The sequence below is a fragment of the Methanobrevibacter filiformis genome, assembly GCF_001639265.1.
Lineage (GTDB): Archaea > Methanobacteriota > Methanobacteria > Methanobacteriales > Methanobacteriaceae > Methanacia > Methanacia filiformis.
Window position 1 is genome coordinate 1 of the sequence record NZ_LWMT01000079.1, and the last position, 4,213, is coordinate 4,213.

4 protein-coding genes are annotated in these 4,213 nt (G+C 29.0%); all 4 read left to right on the forward strand.

Translation table 11 applies throughout. The features are described from left to right. Positions 1 to 155: 155 nt before the first annotated feature. The 4 genes from MBFIL_RS02855 to MBFIL_RS02870 all read left to right on the forward strand — a co-directional run bounded on the left by MBFIL_RS02855 (position 156) and on the right by MBFIL_RS02870 (position 4,102). Positions 156 to 605: a PadR family transcriptional regulator gene (locus tag MBFIL_RS02855; RefSeq protein WP_066971303.1), complete on the forward strand. Its 450-nt coding sequence runs from the start codon at positions 156 to 158 to the stop codon at positions 603 to 605. Positions 606 to 785: 180 nt separating this feature from the next. Then, positions 786 to 1,883, forward strand: coding sequence for an ATP-binding cassette domain-containing protein (locus MBFIL_RS02860; protein WP_066971304.1), 1,098 nt, complete (start codon positions 786 to 788; stop codon positions 1,881 to 1,883). 337 nt (positions 1,884 to 2,220) lie between these two features. Beyond that, positions 2,221 to 3,438: an ABC transporter permease gene (locus MBFIL_RS02865; protein WP_066971307.1), complete on the forward strand. Its 1,218-nt coding sequence runs from the start codon at positions 2,221 to 2,223 to the stop codon at positions 3,436 to 3,438. Between the two features lie 64 nt (positions 3,439 to 3,502). After that, positions 3,503 to 4,102, forward strand: a complete 600-nt coding sequence (locus tag MBFIL_RS02870) for an outer membrane protein assembly factor BamB family protein (protein WP_066971309.1) — start codon at positions 3,503 to 3,505, stop codon at positions 4,100 to 4,102. Positions 4,103 to 4,213 lie beyond the last annotated feature (111 nt).

A 4,213-nucleotide genomic window follows, 5' to 3' on the forward strand; every position in this document is an offset into this window, starting at 1 on the left:
TATTTATTAATTATAACTATTTTAAACATTTATTTTTTATAAAAAATATGTATTAATGACTTACAAATATTTTAATTTATTTTAATTAGATATCTATTTTTACAAAAAATAATCGTTGCACAGCCTATTAGTTGTCTTTTGATTAGGAGGTAGCTATGAAAAATGATAAAAAGGTTTCAGATGATGAATCATTAGATAATGAACCTTTATGTGATTTTGATGAAAAGATGCTAAAACATTCAGCTGAAGGAATGATGAAGCGTAGAATGATGATCATGATTGTTCTTTGGATAATAAACAAGGAACGAACATATGGTTATGAGTTAATTAAAGAATTAAATAAGGGTATTCCTAATGACGATAACAGTAAAATAAAAGCTGTTAAAAAACATTTTGGGTCTAACAGGATTTATCCAATGCTTAAAATATTAGAACACAAAGAACTTATAGTGGGAACATGGGAAATGGATAAAAATAGGAAAATAAAGTACTATGAAACTACTGATAGGGGAAAATGTGTTTTAAAAAAACTAAAATCACATTTAGCAAATAATACTCCTCCAATTTTTAAAGAATTTTTGGAAGAAAATTTTTTTGGTAATTAATTATTAGTTAATATTAGTTAAATAGCTATTTTAATTCTATTTAGCTATTAAATTGTTAGCTATTTTAATGTTTATTTGGAGTATTAATTATCATTGTTAATTATTTAATTATTAAAATAATGGATTTAATTATTTAACTATAATGCAAAGATTTAAATCCATAAGGAAGGTGAAAATCACATGAAATATGCTATAGATACAAATGGTCTCACTAAAAGATATGGAGATTTTTTAGCTGTGGATTCACTTGATATGAAGGTTAAAAATAAAAGTATATTTGGTTTTCTTGGACCTAATGGTGCAGGTAAGACCACCACAATTAAGATGTTAACATGCTTAATCCAACCAACTAAAGGTAATGCAACAGTTTCTGGGTATGATATTGTTAGTGAACCTGATAAAGTAAGAGAAATGATTGGTATGGTTCCACAACTTGTTAGTTTATATGGAGATTTAACTGCAAGGGAAAATGTAAGTTTATGTGCAGATTATTACGGTGTTCCTTCTGATGAGAAAGAAGATCGGATGGATGACTTAATGGAACTTGTTGATATTAAGTATGCAGAGAATAAATTAATAAAACAAATGTCAGGAGGTCAAAAACAAAAGGTTTCTGTTGTAGCAAGCTTAATACACAAACCAGAAGTTTTATTCCTTGATGAACCAACTATTGGACTTGATCCAACTACAAAAATGGTGTTATGGGATTTAATCCAAGAATTAAATGACAATGGTCATACAATCATACTATGTTCTCATGATATGTATGAAGTTGAAAAATTGTGTGAAAATGTTGGAATTATGAATCAAGGAACTTTAGTTGCATTTGACACTCCTCAAAGGTTAAAAGATAATTTAATGGAAAAACAGGAAGAATTAGTCATTGATAAATCTTTATCAAATACAACAGAACCTATAGCGTCAGATATTCTTTCTAATAATGTTTCAAGTAATAATGAAACTCAAATTTCAAATAAAAAAAGTTATTTTGATCATTATCTAGCAACTACAGAACTCAGTATTTTAGCTGAAAACTTTAATAATGCAATAATTGATGAAATAAATAAGCTAAATCATATTCAAGATGTTAAATTAAGTCATGAAGGCAGAATAACTGTGGATATTGATCAGTTATACAAAGACACTGGAATAAATGAAGTAATTGGCATAGTGATGAAAAATAATGCAAAAATCACATCAATTTCTACAAATGATCCTTCACTGGAGGATGTCTTTGTTAATTTAACATCAAAAAAGAGTAATAATTCATTAGTTTAATTTCATGATTCATTAAAATGTATGTATGAATAATTGTATATATAATTATCATGGGTTTATTTAAAATTAATAAAAGTATTTCTAATGCTAAAATGCTTAAATTTTGGAATAATTTTTGTTCAAACTTTTTTCAAAAGTTTGTTTCAAATTAATAAAAGTATTTCTAATGCTAAAATGCTCATGTTTTTAAATAGCATATGACGAAACTTTTTTTAAAAGTTTGTTTTAAATAATGAATATAATTTTGCAATGAAAATATTGTTTAAGATAAATATTTATAGAAATTTATAGAGTTTATAGGAACTAAAAAAGATTGTTCCAACAAGGATTTGTTAATATGGAAGGTAAAAAATTTTTATGGATGCTTAAAAAAGACCTCTTATCCCTTTGGAGGCATAAACCACGATTAGTATCTATAATGGTTTTCCCGATACTAATGATCGTGCTTTTTGGTTATGGTATGGGAGGTTCAATTGAAAATGTTCCAATAGCTATTGTAGATCAAAGTCATGGTGAAACAGCAGATATGACATTAATGTCTATTAAGAACATGTCACTTTTTGAGATAAAAAACATAACATCCAATGTTCAGGATGCAAAGGAGATGGTTGATCGAGGAGAGGTAAAGGCCGCGATAATCCTACCATCGAATTATGACAATATAACGGATCCTCAAGCTAAAACAGTAGTACTGTATTTGGATTCATCTGATCAAATAGCTGGTCAGACTATTGTTCCAGCAGCTCAAATGTTATTTTCAGAAATTGGAGCTAAAATAAGTAGTGAAAAATTAGTAGATATGAATCCAAACCTGGATCAAGCTACATCACTACAAGTGGAAAATTCAACAAACTCCTCTGCTGAGGAAGATTCTAGTCCAACATCAGTAATTAGTAGTAGTTTAAGTGGAATTGTCAATACTGTTAATCTTCAAGTCAACAGACTCTATGGAGAAATAGAGTATATTGACTTTTTAGTTCCAGCTATTCTAGCAATGACCTTAATGATGTCATGTATGATGGGTATGGGTCAATCAATAGCAGGAGAACGTGAAACAGGAGAACTTGCAAGGTTATTCATGACTCCGACAAGTGTAGCTACAGTTGTTGGTGGTAAAATCATGTCAAAACTAACCATAGAAACTATAAGAGCCATGGTACTTCTTGTAACGGCAATACTATTATTTGGAATAACAATAAATGGTAACATATTTCTAGCTATTTTACTTTTAATACTTGGAGCATTATGTTTCGTTGGTTTCGGTATGATGATTTCGGCAACAGCACAATCCCAAGAAGACTACACTCAAATGGTAATGCCATTTACAATGCCAATGATGTTTGTATCAGGAGTTTTCTACCCGATAGAAACAATGCCATGGATATTCCAAAAAATAGCTTATATTTGCCCACTAACATACCTTAACGATGCAATGAGAGGAGTAATGTTAAAAGGAGCTGGAATTGGAGATATATGGATTGATATAGCAGTACTTGCAGGATTTACATTACTATTCTTTGCACTTGGAGTTGTAAGGTTTAACCGTGATGTTTAATAACACTGATTTCGTGAAATCGAAGATTTCACAAAATCTCATTATGATTTAAAAGGTGGGATAAATGAATAAAAAAATAATATTGATAATGTCGACTTTATTAATAGCTATTCTATCTGTATCAACAGTTTCAAGTGCAGATTGGACTATGTTTCATGAGAATAAAGAGCACACTGGATTTATTGAAGAAATAGGAGATTATGTTCCAAATGTATGGGCTAAAGATTTAGGTTCTCCAATACGATCATCTTCAGCTATTAAAGGTAAAACAATGTATACAGCATTGGAAAATGGTTCACTTCAAGCTATTGATATGGAAACAGGGGATGTAAATTGGACATATGAATTTAACACTACAATTACAGGTTCTCCAGTGATATCTGGTGATAAATTATACATTGGAGGATTTGATAATTATTTATACTGTTTTGATATAGAGAATAAAAAAATATTGTGGAAATTCAAAACATCAGGACCTGTAGAATCTACACCTTCAGTAAATGATGGAGTAGTGTACTTTGGATCTAACAATGGTCATGTATATGCTTTAAATGATGTAGATGGTTCAAAAATATGGGAAAGTAAAGAGTATGGAGAAATCAAATCTTCACCATTAGTAGTAAATGATACATTAGTTATTGGTGCTAGTGTCTCGACAATTTAATTTTTATGATATTCATATGTTAATATAATATTTGGATAATTTTTTATCAGCATCGTTTTTAGTGAAATTCCATTTTATTTTGCATTTATTTTTATTTCTATTATTCTTATA

Coding starts and splice junctions, on each gene's coding strand:
- MBFIL_RS02855 (WP_066971303.1), top strand. CDS start 156: ATGAAAAATGATAAAAAGGTTTCAGATGATGAATCATTAGATAATGAA.
- MBFIL_RS02860 (WP_066971304.1), top strand. CDS start 786: ATGAAATATGCTATAGATACAAATGGTCTCACTAAAAGATATGGAGAT.
- MBFIL_RS02865 (WP_066971307.1), top strand. CDS start 2,221: ATGGAAGGTAAAAAATTTTTATGGATGCTTAAAAAAGACCTCTTATCC.
- MBFIL_RS02870 (WP_066971309.1), top strand. CDS start 3,503: ATGAATAAAAAAATAATATTGATAATGTCGACTTTATTAATAGCTATT.